The 20,035-nt window shown below is 58.0% G+C and carries 16 protein-coding genes; 7 read left to right on the forward strand and 9 right to left on the reverse strand.

From position 1 onward, the window contains the following. Positions 1 to 139 precede the first annotated feature (139 nt). The 4 genes from ACYZTZ_RS11715 to ACYZTZ_RS11730 all read left to right on the forward strand — a co-directional run bounded on the left by ACYZTZ_RS11715 (position 140) and on the right by ACYZTZ_RS11730 (position 5,891). Entirely contained in the window at positions 140 to 1,252 is a 1,113-nt protein-coding gene (locus tag ACYZTZ_RS11715; RefSeq protein ID WP_461998292.1) for a sugar diacid recognition domain-containing protein, read from the forward strand. A 237-nt stretch (positions 1,253 to 1,489) separates the two neighbouring features. Then, a complete protein-coding gene (locus tag ACYZTZ_RS11720) occupies positions 1,490 to 2,632 on the forward strand; it encodes a glycerate kinase (RefSeq protein ID WP_461998293.1) in 1,143 nt (380 codons plus the stop codon). A gap of 404 nt (positions 2,633 to 3,036) precedes the next feature. Continuing rightward, positions 3,037 to 4,662 carry a methyl-accepting chemotaxis protein gene (locus ACYZTZ_RS11725; RefSeq protein ID WP_461998294.1) on the forward strand — a complete coding sequence of 542 codons (1,626 nt, stop codon included), beginning with the start codon at positions 3,037 to 3,039 and terminating at the stop codon, positions 4,660 to 4,662. Between the two features lie 41 nt (positions 4,663 to 4,703). Next, positions 4,704 to 5,891 carry a pyridoxal phosphate-dependent aminotransferase gene (locus ACYZTZ_RS11730; protein WP_461998295.1) on the forward strand — a complete coding sequence of 396 codons (1,188 nt, stop codon included), beginning with the start codon at positions 4,704 to 4,706 and terminating at the stop codon, positions 5,889 to 5,891. A gap of 126 nt (positions 5,892 to 6,017) precedes the next feature. On the opposite strand, the gene ACYZTZ_RS11735 is transcribed toward ACYZTZ_RS11730, so the two are convergent. From ACYZTZ_RS11735 to ACYZTZ_RS11755, 5 genes are all read right to left on the reverse strand, one after another. Next, positions 6,018 to 6,995: an NAD(P)-dependent oxidoreductase gene (locus ACYZTZ_RS11735; protein WP_461998296.1), complete on the reverse strand. Its 978-nt coding sequence runs from the start codon at positions 6,993 to 6,995 to the stop codon at positions 6,018 to 6,020. 21 nt (positions 6,996 to 7,016) lie between these two features. Continuing rightward, a complete protein-coding gene (locus ACYZTZ_RS11740) occupies positions 7,017 to 8,315 on the reverse strand; it encodes an MFS transporter (RefSeq protein ID WP_461998297.1) in 1,299 nt (432 codons plus the stop codon). A gap of 103 nt (positions 8,316 to 8,418) precedes the next feature. Next, positions 8,419 to 9,405 carry a sugar kinase gene (locus ACYZTZ_RS11745; RefSeq protein WP_461998298.1) on the reverse strand — a complete coding sequence of 329 codons (987 nt, stop codon included), beginning with the start codon at positions 9,403 to 9,405 and terminating at the stop codon, positions 8,419 to 8,421. Then, positions 9,398 to 10,180 (reverse strand): sugar phosphate isomerase/epimerase family protein, encoded by a 783-nt coding sequence (locus ACYZTZ_RS11750; RefSeq protein ID WP_461998299.1) that lies wholly within the window; start codon positions 10,178 to 10,180, stop codon positions 9,398 to 9,400. Before ACYZTZ_RS11750 ends, ACYZTZ_RS11745 begins: the two co-directional genes overlap by 8 nt. A gap of 196 nt (positions 10,181 to 10,376) precedes the next feature. Then, entirely contained in the window at positions 10,377 to 11,402 is a 1,026-nt protein-coding gene (locus ACYZTZ_RS11755; protein WP_461998300.1) for a LacI family DNA-binding transcriptional regulator, read from the reverse strand. 215 nt (positions 11,403 to 11,617) lie between these two features. Here ACYZTZ_RS11755 and ACYZTZ_RS11760 point away from each other — a divergent pair, with 215 nt between their 5' ends. The 3 genes from ACYZTZ_RS11760 (at position 11,618) to ACYZTZ_RS11770 (ending at position 17,011) form a co-directional block, all read left to right on the forward strand. Further along, positions 11,618 to 12,421, forward strand: coding sequence for a hypothetical protein (locus ACYZTZ_RS11760; RefSeq protein WP_461998301.1), 804 nt, complete (start codon positions 11,618 to 11,620; stop codon positions 12,419 to 12,421). Between the two features lie 86 nt (positions 12,422 to 12,507). Further along, a complete protein-coding gene (locus ACYZTZ_RS11765) occupies positions 12,508 to 14,553 on the forward strand; it encodes a hypothetical protein (protein ID WP_461998302.1) in 2,046 nt (681 codons plus the stop codon). A gap of 208 nt (positions 14,554 to 14,761) precedes the next feature. Further along, positions 14,762 to 17,011, forward strand: a complete 2,250-nt coding sequence (locus ACYZTZ_RS11770) for an autotransporter outer membrane beta-barrel domain-containing protein (RefSeq protein WP_461998303.1) — start codon at positions 14,762 to 14,764, stop codon at positions 17,009 to 17,011. 64 nt (positions 17,012 to 17,075) lie between these two features. Here the strand turns inward: ACYZTZ_RS11770 and ACYZTZ_RS11775 are convergent, their stop codons facing one another. From ACYZTZ_RS11775 to ACYZTZ_RS11790, 4 genes are all read right to left on the reverse strand, one after another. After that, the gene (locus ACYZTZ_RS11775; RefSeq protein ID WP_461998304.1) at positions 17,076 to 17,576 is read right to left on the reverse strand and encodes a hypothetical protein; all 501 of its coding nucleotides are present in this window, start codon (positions 17,574 to 17,576) and stop codon (positions 17,076 to 17,078) included. A 167-nt stretch (positions 17,577 to 17,743) separates the two neighbouring features. Then, positions 17,744 to 18,352, reverse strand: a complete 609-nt coding sequence (locus tag ACYZTZ_RS11780; protein WP_461998305.1) for a LysE family translocator — start codon at positions 18,350 to 18,352, stop codon at positions 17,744 to 17,746. A 51-nt stretch (positions 18,353 to 18,403) separates the two neighbouring features. Next, the gene (locus ACYZTZ_RS11785) at positions 18,404 to 19,243 is read right to left on the reverse strand and encodes an AraC family ligand binding domain-containing protein (protein WP_461998306.1); all 840 of its coding nucleotides are present in this window, start codon (positions 19,241 to 19,243) and stop codon (positions 18,404 to 18,406) included. 76 nt (positions 19,244 to 19,319) lie between these two features. Then, a complete protein-coding gene (locus ACYZTZ_RS11790) occupies positions 19,320 to 19,961 on the reverse strand; it encodes a DUF1345 domain-containing protein (RefSeq protein ID WP_461998307.1) in 642 nt (213 codons plus the stop codon). Positions 19,962 to 20,035 lie beyond the last annotated feature (74 nt).

A 20,035-nucleotide genomic window follows, 5' to 3' on the forward strand; every position in this document is an offset into this window, starting at 1 on the left:
CGATGCAAGGGTAACGTTGACCGCCCGGTGAGTCTCGGCCACCGCTTGGGTCATTGTCTTTGTGCCTGAGCACAGGGTTTGCCACCAAGGCCTGTGCGGGTGAACAATCCGCTCCATCACGCTTTCAAGGATCCCCGCTATGTTCGAACTCGATCACGACCTGGCCCAGGATATCGTCGACCGGGCGATGGCCATCCTGCCGTACAACGTCAACGTCATGGACAGCCAGGGCCTGATTCTCGGCAGCGGCGAGCCGGAGCGCGTCAACACCCGTCATGAAGGCGCGCAACTGGTGCTAGCCAACGGGCGGGTGGTGGAGATCGACGCGCAGACCGCGATTCATTTGAAAGGCGTGCAGCCGGGCATCAACTTGCCGCTTTTACTCGATCAACGGTTGATTGGCGTGCTGGGCATCACCGGTGAACCCGAGCAATTGCGCACCTACGCCGAGCTGGTGCGGATGACCGCCGAGATGCTGGTCGGTCAACGTCATCAGCAGGCCGAACAGCAATGGCGGCGCCAGCGTTGCGACGATCTGCTGGCGTTGCTGCTCAGCGAGGCAGGGGATTCGCCGCGGTTGATCGACGAAGCGCAACAGCTTGGGCTCAAGCCGCAGATGACGCGGGTGCCGTACCTGTTCGAGTTGGGGATGGAACACGGTCCGGGGCAAACCGTCGAGGCGCTCAGCGCCTGGCTGACTTCGCGCTACCCGGACAGTTGGTGCGTGAGTTCGGCCAAGTCATCGTTGCTCTGGTGCCGACCGGCGGTGCAAGCGATCGAGAATGACCGGTTGCTGGAAAAACTCGACGGCCTCGGCTGGAACATTCTGCGGATCGCCGTGGGCGGGCAGGCGGATGGGCTGTCGGGATTGCGCCGTTGCTATCGACGCGTCGGCGACTTGCTGGCCTATGGGCGAGAGGTGTTGCCGCACTCCCGTTTGCTGACGCTCAATCGTTATCGGTTGCCGGTGATGCTCTGGCGGCACCGCAATGACGACGCGCTGGACGAGTTGCTCAAACCGCTGCGCAAAGTCATCGCCAAGGATGGCAACGGCCAACTGCTGGCGACTTTGCGCTGTTGGTGCGATCACGATGGTCAGAGCCAGGCCTGTGCCGATGCGCTTGGCATCCACCGCAATAGCCTGCGTTATCGGATGGAGCGGATTGCCGAGCTTAGTGGTGTTGATCCGTTAAGACTCGACGGGATGCTTGCGCTTTACCTCGGCGTGCAGCTCCTTCCCCAAACCGACTGATACACACGATCCGTAGGAGCTGCCGCAGGCTGCGATCTTTTGATCCTGATTTTCAGCGAGCCCGAAAAGAGCAAGATCAAAAGATCGCAGCCTGCGGCAGCTCCTACATTGATCGATGTGAATGGGGAAGGGTTTTGTGGAAATGAACAATAATCGTCATGGCCGCTTGTGCAGCGGACCGGCGTTATTGTTCTTGCCTGCTGGCAGCATGGAGCGCATTGGAACTGGAGAATTCGCATGAAAATCGTCATCGCCCCCGATTCGTTCAAGGACAGCCTGAGTGCCCAGGGTGTGGCTGATGCCATTGCTCTCGGGTTGGCGCAGGTTTGGCCTGATGCGCAACTGGTCAAATGCCCGATGGCGGACGGCGGGGAGGGGACCGTCGAGTCGATTCTGGCGGCGTGCGAGGGCGAACTGCGCCGCACCCCAGTTCGTGGGCCGCTCGGCGCGACGGTTGAGGCCGCTTGGGGCTGGTTGCCTCAGAGTCACACCGCGATTATCGAAATGGCCGAGGCCAGTGGCCTGCAACTGGTTCCGCCGGGCAAGCGTGATGCGTGCTTCAGCAGCACGTTCGGCACTGGTGAATTGATCCGCGCGGCGCTCGATGCCGGCGCGCAACGGGTCATTCTGGCGATTGGCGGCAGCGCCACCAACGACGGCGGGGCGGGTGCGATGCAAGCCTTGGGCGTCAAACTGCTCGACGCACACGGCCGAACACTGGCACCGGGTGGTCTGGCACTTGGACAGCTGGCCCGCATTGATCTGAGTGAATTCGATCCGCGTCTGGCCGAGGTGCGATTCGACATCGCCGCCGACGTCAACAATCCACTGTGCGGCCCTCACGGTGCCTCAGCGATTTTCGGCCCGCAAAAAGGTGCATCACCCGAGCAAGTCCAGCAACTGGATCGCGCGCTCGGGCACTTTGCCGAACGGTGCGCGCAAGTCCTGAACAAAGACGTACGTGACGAACCGGGCAGCGGTGCGGCGGGCGGCCTGGGGTTTGCCGCCAAGGCGTTTCTGGGGGCGCAGTTCAAGGCCGGTGTTGAAGTGGTCGCCGAACTGGTCGGTTTGGAGGATGCGGTCGAAGGCGCCGACCTTGTGATCACCGGTGAAGGTCGATTCGATGCCCAGACCCTGCGTGGCAAGACACCGTTTGGTGTGGCGCGTATTGCTCGGCAGCACGGCGTGCCGGTGATTGTCCTCGCCGGGACACTGGGTGAGGGTTATCAGGCGCTGTATGAACATGGCATCGATGCCGCGTTTGCCTTGGCGAGCGGGCCGATGACGCTGGAGCGGGCGTGTGCCGAGGCACCGCGGTTGTTGCGGGAACGGGCGAGTGATGTTGCGCGGGTTTGGCGGGTGGCTTTGCGTAAGTCTTGAGTCTTGAGTCTTGAGTCTTGAGTCTTGAGTCTTGAGTCTTGCGTTGAAGTTTAGATCCACCCCTCACCCCAGCCCTCTCCCCACGGGGGAGAGGGGGAAAGGGGGCCGATCTCCATGCTTTTCAGAATCTGAGTTCGGCTCAAAACTTTCAGTTCGCAGAACATCGGAAGAACAATACGGTCAGTTCCCTCTCCCTCCGGGAGAGGGTTAGGGTGAGGGGCGGTTCCAAACTTGAAATATATTTCTAAACACCCCGCAAAAATCCTCATCCCCAGCCGATACAGCCAATAGGCCCACACAAACCTATTCCAACAGTGGCGCCAAACTGAAAGCGCGTGCGCCGCCGCCCGCCCTTCAGCGATCACGCAAGGATGCTCGTAGCTCCATCACCCGAGAATCATCCTATGTCACTGCGTAATCTGAATATCGCGCCTCGAGCTTTCCTGGGTTTTGCCTTCATTGCCTTGCTCGTCATCGTGCTGGGTGTGTTTGCCGTGAACCGCATGACGACCATCCACCAAGCCTCCATCGACATGGAAACTAAGCAGCTGCCCAGCGTCGGGTTTCTCGGCAACCTGACGGAAAACGTCCTGCGTCTGCGCATTCTCTCGTTCCGGGTATTGGTCAACCGTGATCCGGCCGCGTTGCAGGAAGCCCAGACGCGTATCGGCGTGCTGGTCGACAAGGTTCGTAGCGCACAATCCAGCTATGCAGCGTTGTCGGCCACCCCGGAAGAAGCCGCGCTGTACAAGACCTTCACGGCAACGCTGGACAGCTACCTGCAAGCACAGAACCAGATGCTGGAGCTGTCGCGACAGAACAAGCTCGATGAGATGCGCACGCTGATCAACACCCGGATCAAGGACGGTACGGACCAGATGGGCGAGCAGCTGAACAAACTGGTGGCGCTGAATACTACCGATGCGAAAACCGCCTCGGCCGAAGCAGGCGAGCAGTACCGCAGCGCGATTACCGGCATCATCGTGGTGGCGGTGATTGCGGCGCTGATGACCGTGCTGCTGGCCTGGCTGCTGACCCGCAGCATCGTCACGCCGCTGAACCGTGCGCTGCAGGCGGCGCAAACCATTGCGGGCGGCAACCTGACCAACGTCATCGAGGTCGACGGCAAAGACGAACCTGCCCGTTTGCTCGGTGCCTTGTCCGCGATGCAGGCCAGCCTGCGCAAAACCATCGAACAGATCGCCGGTTCCGCCACCCAACTGGGTGCCGCCGCTGAAGAACTCAGCACGGTCACCCAAGAAGCGTCCCGCGGTCTGCAACAGCAGACCAACGAAATCGAACAGGCTGCCACCGCGGTCAACGAAATGACTGCCGCCGTGGAAGAAGTAGCGCGCAACGCGGTGTCGACGTCCGAAGCCTCTAACCAGTCGACCCAGGCCGCCCGCGAAGGTCGCGACCGAGTGGTGGAAACCGTCGGCGCGATCCAGACCATGACCCACGATGTGCAAAACACCTCGGTGATGATCGAAGGCCTGGCCGCTCAGGGGCGCGACATCGGCAAGGTGCTGGACGTGATCCGCGCCATCGCCGAGCAAACCAACCTGCTGGCGCTGAACGCTGCAATCGAAGCCGCCCGTGCCGGTGAAGCCGGGCGTGGTTTTGCGGTGGTGGCGGACGAGGTCCGCGCGTTGGCCCATCGCACCGCGCAATCGACCCAGGAAATCGAAAAAATGGTTGCCGGCATTCAGAACGGCACCGGCCAAGCGGTCTCCTCAATGCAGCAAAGCAATCAACGCACCCAAAGCACCCTGGAAATGGCCCGCGCGGCCGGTGTCGCGCTGGAGCAGATCACTCAGTCGATCCAATTGATCAACGAGCGCAACCTGGTGATCGCCAGCGCGTCCGAAGAACAGGCCCAGGTGTCCCGCGAGGTCGACCGCAACCTGGTGAACATCCGCGACCTGGCCACCCAGTCCGCCGCGGGTGCCAACCAGACCAGCGCCGCCACTCACGAACTGTCGCGCCTGGCCGTGGATTTAAATGCCATGGTGGCGCGTTTCGTGATTTGAGATAGGGTTGAGGCTTGGAACCCGCGCGACTGGAGAATTACATGCGCTATTCAGCCTTGACCAAACGAATCGCCGGTGACGGCGCAGCGGCCTGGCAGATTCATGACCGAGCACTGGAATTACTCGAGCAGGGCGTTGATGTGCTGCTGCTATCGATCGGCGATCCCGACTTCGATACGCCGCAGCCCATCGTTCAGGCGTGCATCGATAGCTTGTTGGCCGGTGACACCCACTACCCGTCAGTACGTGGCAGTCGGGGGTTGCGCGACAGCATTGCCAACCGTCATCGACGTCGCAGTGGTCAAGCGGTGGATGCCGATCATGTGATCGTGCTGCCGGGCGCGCAGTGTGCGGTGTATTCGGTCGCGCAATGCCTGCTCGACGCGGGCGATGAAGTGATCGTCGCCGAACCGATGTACGTGACCTATGAAGGTGTGTTCGGTGCCTGCGCGGCCAAAGTGGTGCCGGTGGCCGTGCGCCCCGAGAACGGCTTTCGGGTCGATCCGGCGGATGTCGCGGCGCTGATCACACCCAAGACCCGTGCCATTTTGCTCAACAGTCCGAACAATCCTTCCGGCGCGAGTTTGCCGCTGATGGTCTGGCAGGAACTGGCATCGCTGTGTGTTCGTCACGACCTGTGGCTGATCAGCGACGAGGTCTACAGCGATCTGTTGTACGAAGGCGAGCACATCAGCCCGGCGAGCCTGCCGGGCATGGCCGAGCGCACGGCGACCATCAATAGCCTGTCCAAGTCCCACGCCATGAGCGGTTGGCGCGTGGGCTGGGTGATCGGGCCGAAACCTTTGGCCGAGCACTTGGTGCACCTGTCCTTGTGCATGCTGTTTGGTATTCCGGATTTCATTCAGAACGCCGCGCAATTGGCGCTGGATGAGGATCTGCCGGAAGTGGCGCTGATGCGTGAGGAGTATCGCCAGCGTCGCGACCTGGTGTGCGCGAGCCTGAGTGATTGCCCGGGCATCCGGCCGATCCGGCCTGATGGCGGGATGTTCGTGATGATTGATGTGCGCCAGACCGGATTGTGTGCCCAGAGTTTTGCCGAGCGGCTGCTGGAAGGTTATGGCGTGTCAGTGCTGGCGGGTGAAGCGTTCGGGCCGAGTGCGGCGGGGCATATTCGATTGGGGTTGGTGGTGGATCAGCTGAAGCTGGCGGATGCGTGTCGGCGGATTGCGTTGTGTGCGGCGGATCTTCTGGAGGCGCGTCGGGCCTGAAAGTTTGCGTTGTTATTGCCGGCCTCATCGCGAGCAAGCTCGCTCCCACAGGGGATCTATGAGCACCGCAGATCCAGTGTGGGAGCGAGCTTGCTCGCGATGGCTGACTGACAGGCACCGAATTTCTTAAGCTTTCCACGCCTGCGTATTCACCAGATTCGCCGGCCGCTCACCCGCCAGCGCCGCCAGCAAATTGTCCACCGCACACGTGGCCATCGCCTCCCTTGTCTCATACGTCGCCGAGCCAATGTGCGGCGTCGCCACCACGTTGTTCAGCTGCAACAGCGGCGAGTCGGTGTTCAGCGGCTCTCGTTCGAACACATCCAGCCCCGCAGCGCGAATCTGCCCGTCACGCAAGGCCTGGATCAGCGCCGCCTCGTCCACCACCTTGCCCCGTGAAATGTTGATGAAGATGGTTTCGGGGCGCATCAGGGCAAACTGCTCGGCCCCGATCAGTCCTTCGGTTTCAGCCGTCAGCGGCAAGGTCAGGCAAACGAAATCCGCCTGCTGCAATAGCGCCGGCAGGCTGCGGTATTGCGCGTTGAATCGTTGTTCCACCGCCGGTTTTGGCGAGTGGCTGTGGTAAATCACCGGCATGCCAAAACCGAAATGACCACGCTGGGCCAGGGCCTCACCGATCCGCCCCATGCCAATGATGCCCAGGGTTTTACCATGTACATCGGTACCGAATTGCGCGGGACCGACATTGCGCTTCCACTGGCCGGCGCGAACCATGTTCGCCAGTTCCACCACGCGCCGGGCGGTCGCCAGGATCAGCGCGAAACCGGTATCGGCCGTAGTTTCGGTGAGTACGTCGGGGGCGTTGCTGAGCAGGATCCGTCGTTCGGTCAGGTAGTCGATGTCGTAGTTATCGACCCCCACGGACACGCTGGCGATGGCCTCCAGGTCTGGTGCCAGATCCAATAATCCGGCATCCAGTTTCAGACTCGCACCGAGCAATCCGTGGGCGCGGGGCAGGGCCTCGCGCAGCGTTGCCAGGCCGTCGGCATTGAGGTTGTCGATCAACGTCACCTCGGTCTGCTCGTGCAGGCGAGCCATCAGCAGCGGCGAGAGTTTCTTGTACAGCACAACCTGCTTTTTCATCGTCATCATCTCAACTTCAATTCAGGAATGAGCAGCCGTTGACCGTTGCACAACGGCCTTGGCCACGACCCGGTCGCTGGCGCCGGGCTTGAGGAAAATCGTCAGCACCACCGAGAGCATCAACGCGCCGCTCATCAACAGATAAGAAGCACCCGGCGAGCCGGTGGAGCTGTTCAGGTAGCCCACCAGATACGAACCGCCAAACGAACCGAGCGCGCCCATGCTGTTGATCAGCGCCATGGCGCCCCCGGCCACGTTGGCCGGAAGGATTTCCGGAATGATCGCGAAGAACGGACCGTAAGGCGCGTACATGCAGGCGCCGGCGATCACCAGCAAGGTGTAGGACCACCAGAAGTGTTCAGCGCCCAGGGCGTAGGAGCCGTAGAAAGCAATCGAGGCGATCAGCAATGGCGGCCAGACGAAGCGTTTGCGCTTCTGCATTTTGTCCGAGCCCCAGGACACCAGCAGCATGCCAATCACCGCGGCCAGATACGGCAGCGCCGAGAGCCAGCCGGCTTCGATCATGTCCATCTGTGCGCCAGCCTTGAGGATCGACGGCAGCCACAACACGAAGCCATAGACGCCGATGCTCCAGCAGAAAAACTGCAAGGCCAGGATGATTACCTTGGGCGAACGGAAGGCTTCGGCATAGTTCTTCACCGCTTTGATACCGACCTGTTCGGCCGCCAGAGCGCTTTGCAGATCCTGCTTCTCTTGATCGCTCAACCACTTGGCTTGAGCGGGACGGTCATCGGCCAGACGCCACCAGATAAACGCCCAGAGCACCGCCGGCAAACCTTCGATGATGAACATCCAGCGCCAGCTGTAATGCTGCACCAGATACCCCGAGACCACCGACATCCAGAGCATGGTCACCGGGTTGCCGAGGATCAAGAAGGTGTTGGCGCGCGAGCGTTCGGCACGGGTGAACCAGTGGCACAGATAGATCAGCATCGCCGGCATCACCGCCGCTTCGACCACCCCGAGCATGAAGCGAATTACGATCAGCCAGTAGGCGTTGGAGACGATCCCGGTCAACGTGGCCAGGCCACCCCAGAGAATCAGGCTGACGAAAATCAGCTTCTTGACGCTGTGCTTCTGGGCGTAGATCGCGCCCGGCACCTGGAAGAAGAAGTAGCCAAGGAAGAACAGCGCGCCGAGCATCGACGACAGGCCCGGCGTGATCATCAGGTCGGCGGCCATCCCGGAGGCGGCGGCGAATCCGTAGTTGGCGCGGTCCAGGTACGCCAGGCTGTAGGTGATGAACACGATGGGCATGATGTACCACCAGCGGCGGGCGGCGAGTGTTGCGGTTTTCATAGTGGTGCTCCTGAGCTTGTTGTTTTTGTCGCAGCAGGTAACGGGTTAAATCTTCAGTGACTGTGCGGGCCTCATCGCGAGCAAGCTCGCTCCCACAGGGGAATTACGTTGGAATGCAATCCAATGTGGGAGCGGGCTTGCTCGCGAAGGCGGCCTCAAATTCGGCGATCATTTCGGATCGATCAGGCAACCCTTCCATATCCCCACGGCTCTGCACCGCGCGGCTGCCAATCCAGTTCGCACGCTTCACGGCGTCGGCAAAGCTGTGGTTTTCCAGCAGGGCGCTGATCATGCCGACGGCAAAGCCATCGCCGGCACCGACGGTGTCGACCACCGTTTCCACGGGCACGCCCGCCACGAAACCCTGGTCCAGATGAGTGCGGTAATACGCACCGTGCGGGCCCAGTTTGATCGCCACGGCTTCCGCGCCTTGATCGAGGTAGAACGCCGCGATGTCGGCCGGGTCTTCGAAACCGGTCAGCAAGCGGCCTTCACTCAACCCCGGCAGCACCCAATGGGCGAGGGCGGCGAGGCGGTTGATCTCGGTAATCATCTGTTGCTCGCTGGCCCACAGGCTCGGGCGCAGGTTCGGGTCGAAGGACACGCTGCGCCCGGCATCGCGCATGCGGGTCATCAATTCGAAAGACATTTCCCGAGCCGTTTCGGACAGCGCCGGCGGAATACCGGTGGCGTGCAAGTGCCGGGCGTTCAGTAATTCAGGCGCGATCGACTGCCGCGACAGATGACTCGCCGCCGACCCACGGCGGAAATACTCGACCACCGGATCGCTGCCATCGTCGGTGCGCGACTTGAGCTGAAAACCGGTGGGATGCGCGGTGTCGATGGCAACGTTGCTGCAATCCAGGCCTTCTTTTTCCAGGGTATCGATCACGAACCGGCCCAGCGAATCAGCGCCGACCCGGCTCAGCCAGGCCACGTTGAAACCCAGCCGCGACAAGCCAATGGCGACATTGCTGTCGGCCCCGGCAATGCGTTTGTGGAATTGGCCAACGTCGGCCAAATCACCGTTCTGCTCGGCGACGAACATCGCCATGGTTTCGCCGAACGAGAGAATATCGATCTCAGACATGAGCGCTCTCCAACCGGGTTTGACCGAGGCGGGCGAGGGTGGCGACATGCTCGGTAGTCAACTGCACAAGGTCGTCGCCTTGCAGCGGGTATTCCGCCGCCCGCATAACGCCTTGGGCCATGTGCCGCAGCAGTTGTTCCCACAAATGCAGGTCGCTGGCGTCCGGCGGTATGGCGACCAGTTTGCCGTCGGCCCGGCGTGTCACGGCTTTGCAGTGCACATAGCCGACGTGACGACCGAGCAACCGCGCGGCGCTGGCGGCGGACTGGTCTTGCCAATGCCAGTTGCCGATGTCGAAGGTCATTTTGACCGGCAGGTTGTGTTGCTCGATTTCAGTGAAAAACCGTTGGAACGGCTCGATACGGCCGCCGTGCAAGGTCTGATCGTTTTCCACCAGCAACTGCACAGCGCTTTTGCCCAGCACACGGGACAAGGTCTGGAGATCGCTGTTGTCGGTGAAATAGCCCAGGGACACTTTCAGCCATTTGGCACCGAATGCCTGGGCACGCTGCAGCGCAGAGATCAGTTCGGGATTGGGCTTGGACTGGCCGGCCAGCCACAATTCCATCGGCGAGGAATACACGCTTTCGAGGCCTTGGGCCTGGGTGGCATCGGCCAGTTGCGCGGGATCTTCGACGGTCAGCAGTTCTTCGCGCCATTCGATACGCGTGGCGCCCGCGGCGGCCAACACGTCGATAAACGATCCCTGTCCGCGTTGGCGAACAAGGTCGGCGCCGTAGCTCGACAGGCTGATGGAAACGGGTGGTTTATTCATTGTTGTATACCTCTGAAACCGGTTTCATTTTTGTTCAAAAAAATATTGATGCTGAGTTGTTCGGTGTTCTTCAGGGCCTCATCGTCGGAACGCCGCCCGGAGCAAGCTCGCTCCCACAGGGGATTTGTGGTGTACACGAGTCCAATGTGGGAGCGAGCTTGCTCCGGGCGGCGTTCCGACGATGGGGCCAGTCCAGTCACCGAGAGTGTCCATCGGTCGACCCACGCACAATCAACTTCGCCGAAAAATCCAGGGTCCGCACCGGCCCGTCATCACCGCGCAAACGCTTGAGCAAACACTCGAACGCACTGGCGCCAATTTCGGCCGTCGGTTGGGCGAGGGCGGTGATCCCGCTGCCCACCAGCGGATACCAATCCAGGTCATCGAGGGCGATCAGGCCGACGTCCTCGAACAGATTGCACTTCAGTTCACGCAACGAATGGGTGCTGGCCAGCGCGGCGATTCCATTGGCGCAGAACAGCGCTTTCGGGCCGGGGCCTGGCGTTTCAAGGAAGGTTTTCAGCTGAGCGGTGAGTTCACTGCCGGTTTCGATCAGGGTGCCGCGCAGGGTCGGGCGTTGCTCGATCTGCGCCTTGAAACTGCTGACCCGCTCAATCCGCGAACTGGTGCCGTCAAACGGCTCGGTCACCAACAGCACATCGCGATAGCCGCGCTCCTGTAAATGGGTGAGGGCCATTTCAACGGCGGCAGGATTGTCCAGCCCGACCAAATCGCTCTCGAGCTGCTCGACCTTGCGATCCACCAGCACCAACGGCATTTCCCGATGCAGTTCACGTAATTCGTCGCGGTGATGACCGAGGGTGTTCACGATCAAGCCTTCGATGTTGTAGGAGCGCAGGAGGGCCAGGTGCTGGCGTTCCTGCTCATCATCGCGATCGGTGTTGCACACCACCAGGCTGTAGCCGTGCTGACGGCAGGCGGTTTCCACCCCGTGCATCACGGCAATCGAATAAGGGTTACGGATATCGGCCACCAGCATGCCGATCAGGCGGGTTCGCCCACGTTTCAGGCCGCGGGCCATCTGGTTCGGGCGATAGCCGAGTTCGGCGATTGCCTGCTCGATACGCAGGGCGATGGCATCGGAGAGCAGGGCACGGTCGTCGCCGATGAAGCGCGAGACGCTGGCCTTGGATACGCCGGCGTGTTCGGCGACGTCGAGCATGGTCACGCGGCTGCGCTGGGCGGCGGAGAAATCGTTCATAGGTAGGCCTTGTTGTTATTGGAGCGGCGCTGAAACCGGTTTCAGAAGAATCGATTTTCGAGGAGGTCGTCAAGCGTTTTTATTTGAGGTTGTCGGGTAATTCCGACGGACGGTCGATATACCTGTCAGATTTGACAGTAGGCAATACGCCTGGCGAGGCGCTTAATCCCTCTGAGGATTTTTAGTAGTGCCAGGCACATTAAGGGGATTGATGTATGTCGAATCAAGGGCCGCTGGACTTCAAACCACCGAGAGTAATCGGAATGGAGGATGCCGATGTAGATCCGGACGGTTACATCCCGCTTGAATTGTTATTGGCGGGAATCGAAGTGGTCATTCCTCTCTGGCCCAGTTACGCAACGCAGCCTGATGAACGGGATCTTTTAACGGTTTATTTTGAACAGCCAGGGCAGCCACCGGTCTCGATCGAAAATAGTTACACAGCAGCGGATATCCAACCACAATTTATTATTCCAATCGCCGCCAACTTCCTGCAGGTCAACGGGGTAGGTGAATTGTGGTATCAGGTGTTAGATACCGCTGACCACCCCTCAAAGTCAGTTCGCCGAAATCTGACAATTGATCATGTACCTATTCCAGTTAATCTTGAGTCCCCTGGTTTTCCTGACGCAAACGTTCATGGATACCTGAATTGCGCAACTGTCCCGCCTTTGTGGGAGGGTGTTCGTGTGACAGTTCCACCCTTGTCGGGATTCAGGGTTGGAGACCGCGTCGAATTAAGCTGGAGAGGCTATCCAAGTTTGAACGGAAGCGGGCAGGAGTATGTAAGTGCTCGCAAGGAAGATATACGCCCAGCACTAAGCGATACGGATATTAAAGAAGGGTATTCTTTGGTTATCGAGCCATACGATATTCATGTACAACCCATGTTTGACAAGGCTTCCGCCATTGTTCAATACCGAATATTCCGAGGTCGTAGACTTGTCGGAGTATCTAAGGTTGGGCTGGTGAAAATAGACCGAATAATACCCGGTGAAGAAATTCCATGCGGGCCGTAAAGGCGTGGAGCAAAAGTGGTCGGTAACAATGTGTGATAACTCAGTCATTAGTAGATTCACCAAACTGCAAACGTATGGAGAGAATCATGAACGCTATAGTTGAACGAGCCAAACTGTCCAGGCTGGCAGCGCTTAAAACAAAATCCACCGTGGAAAATACCATTGATGCGGCACCGGGAGCGGTTACATTCCCGGCGCAGACACTGCTTCCTGATTTGCGCATTCCGAAAGCATCTCTTAGCGCTGATTTGGATTATCTGGTTCCAAAGCCTGCACTTGAGGATGATGATGATGCATTCCAGCCACAGATTCGTATAAAGGGCGCGGCTACCTGGATCGATATTGTTGATCCAAGCGATCCAGACGCTCCATACGTTTATCCCGGTGCTGTCGTTGATCGAGACTGGACGGTGCCGTATAAGATTCGACGCAACCTGTTTAGAGAAGAACTCACTCCCGAAGCGCCTACGGAATGGGAGTTCCGGTATATCTATTTTGCAGGCGGCACCAATGATGTCGAGTCTGAAATATCCGCCTTCGCCATCGATCTCACGCCGCCTTATAAAGTAAAAACCCCGGCCTCCGACCGAACCCCTGGAGCTCCAACATGGCCTGCCGATTTAGGTCCGGCTGTTCCCATCGATGAGGGCTACCTTGAAGGCAAGACCGGTATCATCGTGAAGCCAGTGATTCCGGCAAATTACGAAGCAACTGACGTATACAAATTTTTCTTCGGGCCTGCGCCGGATCCAGGTCGCGACACTCCCGTGTTCCAGGGAATATTGTCGACGGCTCGAGAGGCTGAAATTCCCGTTGCTGTATTTGTCGCTGCCGCTGATGGCCCCAATCAGCTTATCTACGTGTCCACAGACCTGGCAGGTAATGAAGGACGCCGGTCAAACTTCAGTCTGCGAACCGTGCAGCATGCGCAGGATCCGGATCCCGACACGGTCAAACCGCCAATTGTGACGTTGGCCAATGGTACGGACGGTGATGGCTTGATCGATCTTGCAGACACGCAAGTGGATGGCCGAGGTGTTGAGTTCAAAGTCACGGTCCCTACACCCAACGCTGAGGCGGATACAATCCTTGGCTATTGGGGTGGCCAAGAAGTCGGCCCCGAACAGCGTGTGGGTGCTAACACCGAACTGACCTTTCACGCCCCCTATGCGCTTGTACGGCGAGTGTATGGCGAGACCGATGGTATCGTCGTGACCAATGTCAGCTACAAGATGTTTCGTGGTGGCAGGCCGTTGGCTGACTCGGATGTTGATATCGATGTTGATGTTTCGTTTATTGGTCCGGATCCGATCACCATTGGTCTGGAAGCGCCAACGCTGACAACAACAGACGGCAGTGACGACGAAATCACCGAGGGCGATTACGGAGATACCGCAATCACCGCGAATATCGTTATTTTTGCTGCGCCACCGACAGAAGAAGGTTGGTTGATCGACTTGTTCTATGACGACATCAAAATCGGTAACTCTATCCCTCTGACAACTGGACAAGGGGGCACTACCATTCGCCGTGTTATTCCTTGGCCTACTGTTCAGGCTCAAGGCAGTGGGACGAAAGTTCTGCGTTATACCTTGCATTCTCCAGGTTCGCGAAATCCAACGAACTCCAGACCGAAAGATATCCCAGTGGAACCATTCCCGATTGAAATGGCTGCACCGGAAATCATGAATCTGGCTGGACCGGCAAGAAGGATTGGTTGCTCCACATTGAACTTCCCTACTGCGACCGTTCCCAATGACGGTACTGCGAGGCGAAACCTGATTGTGCGTGTATTGCCCAATCCATACACGGTCGATGGAGAGACCATTACTTTGAAGTATCAGGCATTTAGTCAAGCGACGCCGCCGGAGCCAATCCCAGGCACCGATGCAGAAGCGACTTATCCGATTACAGGAATATTTCCTGGAAGCGGCGCTCTCATTGAGATTGGCGAATATGCCGAAGACTTCAGACCAGCCCACTTGGCAAATGGCGTAGTGACTTATTCCATTTCCCGCGGTGGTGCAGGTATCAACCCAACCCCAGATTCACTGCCTGCTATACGCGCTCTGGATCTTGATGATAGTGAAGGTCGGTATTGTGAAGAGTTTGTGACCATTCCAGCTCCATAAGTTGTTGGTTAAGGGGCGGCGCGATCAGGAGGATCGTGGCCGCCCCTCCGTACTTAATATCTGGAATCAGAATTATCCAGCCTGAAAGGTTTTTCGTGTGCCAAATGAGGATATGTCCTACATAAACTTGTGAGTCTTCTCTATAGCCTTGCGACCCTCTAAGAATGGCTACAACTGCCATTTCGCCAGCCAAAAGCAGGTATTCATTATGCGAGGTAAGTCATTATCGGGTCCAAGCCGTTCACGGCGTTACATTGTGTTGAGCCCATCGTTGTTGACAATCTTTAGCGCCTTCGTCAGCGCAGCGCCGGTCGTTGGCGGCCAGGAAACGGTAAACGGTGGAACGCCGGAACAATGGGACCTTGCTCAAAACGCCACTCTGACGGTCAACGGCGCGCAAACGCTGGCCATCAACTCTGACAGCTCTACGCTGATCGTAAATCCAGGAAGCACGACACAGCAGATATCGGCTCGCAACGGGTCAACGGTCAATCTGAGCGGCACGACCGTTTCAGCTACTGGTGGTCTGGCGGCGGTTTTCTTGAGCAGCACTCAAGCGAGTATCGACAGCAGTACGATTACGGGGAATCGTGTAGGACTTCAGGTGGTTCGCGATGCGAATACGCAGAACGGCTCCAGCGTTTCTGTCGCAAACGGAACGAAGATCACTGGAGTGACCGGGGGAGCGCTGGTCAGTGCCTACAGCGTCCTGAATCTCAATGATTCCGACCTTCTCGGAACCGGGACCAGCAGTTACGGACTACGGTTGAGGAGCGGTCAGGCGAATACCCGAAACAGCACGATCATTGGTGGCCAGGAAGGTGTAGTTATCGACCTTGACCCTAACCAGGTTCAACCCGCGGTGCTGAATCTTGAGAACACGACGGTGCAAGGTAAAACCGGTGCAGCGATTCTGGTTGATTTTTCCAACGCCTCGGATTCGACGGCAGCCATTACGTTGACCAACTCTCGCCTGCTTGCAGGAAATGGCACGCTGTTGGATGTCAGAGGGGGCGCGAATACCTCGCTGGTGGTCAACGACAGTACGCTGACTGGCGACATCGTTACGGAGCAGGGCAGCACCACTAAATTGACCTTGCAAAACAACTCGACACTGTCGGGACAACTGCAAAACGTGGCCGGCGCCACGATCAACGACAGCTCCCAATGGGTGTTGACCGGTAATAGCAGTATCGATCAATTGACCCTTAACAACGGTGGCTCCGTAGTCTTTGGTGCCAGCGACGCGTTCTACCAACTGAACGTAAACTCACTGTCTGGAAATGGCCGCTTTGTGATGGGCACCAACTTCACTACAGGTGAGACTGATGTGCTCAATATCACCGGTACCGCCCAAGGGACACACGAACTGTTGATCGCGAGCAGTGGTGTTGATCCGGCAGGCGGACAACCTATCCGCGTGGTGCAAACAGCAGGAGGCGACGCTCAATTCTTCATGAATCGCGACGTCGATCTGGGTACGTATTCCTACGGTTTGGCGAAAAGTGGCAACGATTGGATACTTGATCCCAGTACGCGAACGATCAGTCCGGGGGCTCGTTCCGTGCTTGCATTGTTCAACACGGCTTCGACTGTATGGTTGGGCGAGTTGACCTCGTTGCGCACCCGTATGGGTGAGTTGCGCTTCAATGGCGGTCAATCCGGCGCGTGGGGCCGTACCTACACCAACAAATACAACATCGCCGATGGCTCAGGTGTCGGTTATCAACAAACCCAGCAAGGTTTCACCCTGGGCGCGGATGCGGCGCTTTCTCTCGGAGACGGCCAATGGTTAGTGGGGGTAATGGCGGGTCAAAGTCAATCTGATCTCAATCTCAATGCCGGTACTTCAGGCCGCGTGGACAGTTACTACATGGGTGCCTATGTCACGTGGTTAGACACCCAGACAGGCTATTACCTCGACGGTGTGTTGAAGGCAAACCGTTTCCGTAATGATGCCAAAGTGGCGTTGAGCGATGGGACCCGAGCCAAGGGAGACTATGACAACTCGGGGCTGGGTGGTTCTGTCGAGTTCGGCAAACACATCAACCTCGACAATGGCAACTTCCTTGAACCCTTCACTCAATGGTCAGCCGTGGTCATCCAGGGCAAGGACTTTTCCCTGAGCAACGACCTGCAAGCTGAAGGGGATCGCACACGCTCGTTTATCGGGAAGGTGGGCGCTACCGCTGGCCGAAATATAGCGCTGGGGCAAGGACGTGTGGTACAGCCGTATCTTCGCGCCGCATGGGCTCATGAATTCGCAAAAAGTAATGAGGTGCAAGTCAACAACAACGTGTTCAACAACGACCTGTCAGGCTCCCGCGCGGAGTTAGGCGCTGGCATCGCTGTAGCAATGACCGATAATCTCAACGTGCATGCAGACGTTGAGTACAGCAACGGTCAACACATAGAACAACCTTATGGTGTAAATTTCGGTCTTCGTTATAGGTGGTAAGCAGTCTGTGAAAGCAAATAAAAAAGGAAGCAACTGCTTCCTTTTTTATTTTCAGATCAAACGGTTACGCCGCTTGCGTTAGATTGCGAGGCTGATGAAATGTGGCAAAGGCGCCTTTTGCTGAAAAGATCACATCAAGCGTCAGCTGTTTAGGGATGTCATCGTCTTGATTTTCGACGATAACTTTTCTCAGTGTCCCGGAAAAAATCCCTGAAGTCTCATCAAGTTCAAGATCGGCTGTTCCCGAGAGCTGGGTATAAATAATCGGTTTGGCTGGATCGCTGCTATCGGCGAATGTCAGGCGTACTTGATGTGAATCCGGCTTCAGTTCGTAGGACTTATTTTCCAATCCCTTGGTAAACGAAAGAATGATTTCTTTTGTCGTGTATTCCGGCTGTGGCTCGCGTTGCCGGGCAAACATGACGTAAGCCTCGCCATGAGGCAGTGGGAAAGTGCTCTCCGAGAGTTCTACCAGACCTGCGCTGTATGGTTCTCTGCCGTTTATTGTCCCGGCACAACTACCTGCACCCACGGCCTGTCTGCGTTTCTGCGTAATCATGTTCATCAATACCATCTCCATAGTCATGACAAGGTATCCCGCTATTAAAGAAATGTCCGGGATGGGGTATAAAACCGCCATTGGGCGTCGCTGTAAACTGTCAAACTTGACAGTTTACATAGTCCTGTTGTTGTGGTTTTTATCTGGTCGTTTGGAGCGAAAGGAAAGTTTTATTAGCCGATCCATACACTTAGCCACGTCGAACCTGCCAGCAAAACACCCATGGAGCGATTGAAGTTTCGCAAGGCTTTGGTTGAACGAAGCCATTGATTGACACTCGACCCAAGAACCGCCCAAGCAGTCATACAAGGCAGGGCTATACCGAAAAATGCAAAACTCAAATAAACGATGTGATCGGCGCGATTGTCGGCAAACACGCTGACGACGGCCATGGCCATCATCCAGGTCTTCGGGTTTACCCATTGCAGGCCTGCGGCGGTCAAAAGGCCCGGACGTTTTTGATTGCCGGAAACATCGGGATCGAAGTTATCAGTCGCAGAATGGTAAATCTGCCATGCCAGGTAGCTCAGCCAAGTGATGCCAAGCCATTGCATGGCGTTTTGCAGCAGTGGAATACGGCTCAGGAACTCACCCAAACCGCAACCCACCAGCAGGACGATGATTGCAGCACTGGCGCAGGCACCAAAGATGATTGGCAATGTAGCCTTGAAGCCAAACTGAGCACTGTTGCTCAGCACCAGAATATTGGTCGGCCCCGGCGTGATGGAGGCGACGAACGCAAACAACATAAAAGGTAGCAAGGTCGGGAAGGTGGACAACATGGCATCAGGCTCCGTGGATTAACTCAGGAGCCAATCCTCACAAAGCCTGCTTCACGCGTCTGGAAGATTTGAGCAGCGCTTGCGATACAGCGCCGGCGTCAAGCCATATGCCCGGACAAACCAGCGACCCAAATGACTCTGATCGGCAAACCCCAGTTCCATCGCCACCGTCGCCGGTTGCTCGCCACGGGCCAGCATTCGCCGGGCAGTGGCCAGGCGCAATTGCACCAGATACGCGTGGGGTGCCAACCCATAAGCGGCCTTGAAGGCGCGGGTCAGGCGGAAGCGATCAACTCCGGTGACGGCGGCCAGTTGGTCGAGGCCGATGTGGTATTGAGCGTTGGTGTGCAGGTATTCCCGAGCCTTCTGCGCCACCAGCGGCAGGCGCGGATCCTGGCCATAGCGGGCGCGCCAGTGCAGGTGACTGGTCAGGCGTTCGAGCAAACCGTCGAGGGCGGTCTGGCGGACGATTTTCAGCTCGCCGTGATGCAGGGTTTGAAACGCCTGGCTGGAGGCGTGGGCCAGTCGCGAGTCGCTGGCCAGGGTGTTGGCGAAACTCAATTGACTGTTGTCGGGGGCATTTTCGAAGACTGCACTGAGTTCACGTTTCAGCCATTGCGGGTCGAGGTACAGCATGCGGTAGGTGAAACCGTCTTCGGTTGGCGCGTCGCCGTCGTGGATGTCACCTGGCTCGAGCAGAAACACCTTGCCCGGCGTGCTTTGGTGCTTTGTTCGCCGACAGTGAAACTGCTGAACCCCTTGTTCGGTGACGCCCACCAGATAGCTGTCATGCCAGTGCGGGTCGTAGGCATGGCCTTCGAAATGCGCGCGCAGGGTCTCGATGCCGGTGTCGGCGTCCTGGGCCAGGTCGATCCAGTTGTGAGTCGTCATGCTGCACCTGTGAGACGGATAGCCGACTTATTTAACGCTCGCGCCGAGGGTGATGACTAGAACGTTTGTGCAGGGATCAGTTGAACAGTCCCGCCGCGATGTTGATCGAGAACCCGAGAATGGCTGTGTTGAACAGAAAGCCGATCAGCGACTGCGCCAGGACAATCTTGCGCAAATCCCGAGTCGCCACGCCAACATCGGACGTCTGCACCGCCGCGCTGATGGTGAACGAGAAATACAGGAAGTCCCAGTAATTGGGGGTTGTCAGACCTTCAGCAAAACGCAGTGCGGGCTCTTTGCCGCCCCAGGTGTAGAACAGACGGGCGTAGTGCACGCTGAAAATCACCCCGATCAGCAGCCATGAACCGATCACGGTCAATGCAGTAAAACCGTAATGCAACAGCTTGCGTGTGGTTTCCAGGTCCCTGCTGCCGGCCAGTTCAAAGGCGATGGTCGCCAGGCTCGCCATCGCGGCGATGCATACAACAAACAGCACCAGCCCGGCGTTTTCGTCTTCGACCTCGGCAATGCGCTTCACGTCCGGCGCTTTGGCGCGCGCGGTGAGCCAGAGCATCAGGACCAGGTAAGTCCAGACCCCGGCGTTCCAGCCGAAGAGGATTTTGCTGATGATCGAGTCGGCCGGCGCCAGAATGCCCACTGCGACGCCGAGGGTGGCAGCGGCGGACAGGCGAGGGTGGGTGCGGGCGAGGAAGGGCATGTGAACTCGATACGTCAGGGCTTTGCAAACACCTTAGCCCAGCGCGGTCGGGTGTGACCACAGACGATCAGGCA

Source organism: Pseudomonas sp. LB3P58, from assembly GCF_054897895.1.